This is a genomic window from Methylophaga sp. UBA5088 (assembly GCF_002414625.1).
GTDB lineage: Bacteria > Pseudomonadota > Gammaproteobacteria > Nitrosococcales > Methylophagaceae > Methylophaga > Methylophaga marina.
This window is the reverse complement of sequence record NZ_DIAC01000125.1, coordinates 5220-6747: the sequence shown is the minus strand read 5'-3', so window position 1 is coordinate 6747 and position 1528 is coordinate 5220. Positions and strand designations below refer to the sequence as shown.

Sequence of the window (1528 nt, the reverse complement as noted above, 5' to 3'; positions counted from 1 at the left end):
ATTAGATACTGATGCTTTGATTCAAATGACGATCAACGATATCAGCGTAACGACCATACCGCGTGATTTTGAGCGAAATAAAAAGATTCATCGATGCTGGCGAATCAAACCTGCCGTATGATTTTAGAATTCAGACAAGGTGTGTTTGATTTCTTGCCATAATTCAGCATAAGCCTGACTGACGTTTGATTGTTTATCAAACGCCGGTAATGGTTGACGGTGATCCCCCATTCTTTCTACCACAGCAGCGTAGGGGATCGCTGTTTTTAATCCATTTTTCAGCATCTTAGGTGGATGGGCAAGCATCACGCGATGCATGCTTCTACGTCTGTCCACCATATTAAAAAAAGCATGTAGACGTTTAGGCTTTAATTTATGTTCTTTAAAGAAGTCACGGGTTTGCTCAAATGTTCTTAACGACAGATGCGTCGGAATCAACGGTAGATATAAGGAATCAGCTGTAGCAAAAATCTGTTCTGTCAGTAGGGAAAAACTAGGCGGACAGTCCAAAATCATCAACGCATAATTTTCACTGAACGGTTCTACCAGTTTGGCAATCAGGTTCTTTTTACCCTGATCACTTTGTTCGCTCAATTGTTTATCCAAGTGACGGAAAGAAAAGTCAGCGGGAATGATATCCAAGTGGTCAAACTCGGTAGTTCTGACCAAATCACCGATAGGCGTTTTGCCCGAGAGTAATTTTTTGGGTTTTGTTTCCGATTGAGCATCGGTATTCAACAGCCAGCTGGATGCGCCTTGTGGATCTAAGTCCCATATCAGTGTGGGGATACCTTCATTAGCGGCATGCCAGGCGATATTGACGGCGGACGTCGTTTTACCGACGCCGCCTTTCAGATTGAAAAAAGCAATAGTTTCCATAACGAGATTAGAACGACTTGGCCATTTGCTCTAATAAGGTCGTTTGCGCAGAAATTGATGGAGCGTCATCTTCTTTTTCAACACGATGGTAACGGCCATCAGCATTTAAAATCCACGCCTGTGAATTATCTGAAAGATAGATTTCCAAGTCGTCCAAAATGCGATTACGTAATTTCTTAGATTCAATCGGGAAGCAGGTTTCCACACGACGTAATAAGTTTCGTTTCATTAAATCGGCGCTGCCAGCCCAGATTTCAGGTGAACCTTGATTTTCAAAGTAGAAAACCCGCGTATGCTCCAGGAAACGTCCGATAATACTTCTGACCTGAATATTGTCAGACAAGCCTTCAACACCAGGTTTGAGACAGCAGATACCACGGACGCTTAAATCGAAGCTTACCCCAGCCATTGATGCACGGTAGAACGCCTGAATCATTTCCTGCTCAACAACCGCGTTGACTTTTACAATGATTCTGGCCGGTTTGCCAGCCTTGGCAGATTCGATTTCTTTTTCAATTTTGGCCAGTAAGCCTTCATGCAAGGTAAAGGGGGCATGCAGCAGTTTATGCATTTGCGGAATTTTACCGAGGCTGGTGAGCTGAATAAACAGATTGTTTACATCTTCACCAATTTGTTTATCAGAGGTCAG

At 43.2% G+C, this 1528-nt stretch carries 1 protein-coding gene and 1 pseudogene; both read right to left on the bottom strand.

Going from position 1 to position 1528, the window contains the following annotated elements:
• Nucleotides 1-123 precede the first annotated feature (123 nt).
• Entirely contained in the window at nucleotides 124-879 is a 756-nt protein-coding gene (locus B4K20_RS15360; RefSeq protein ID WP_289283585.1) for a ParA family protein, read from the bottom strand.
• A gap of 7 nt (nucleotides 880-886) precedes the next feature.
• Nucleotides 887-1528: pseudogene (locus B4K20_RS15355) on the bottom strand (RNA degradosome polyphosphate kinase); the annotation flags it as partial.

Bases quoted from the DNA above. Each gene is read 5' to 3' on its own strand.
- B4K20_RS15360 (WP_289283585.1), bottom strand. From the start codon at position 879: ATGGAAACTATTGCTTTTTTCAATCTGAAAGGCGGCGTCGGTAAAACG.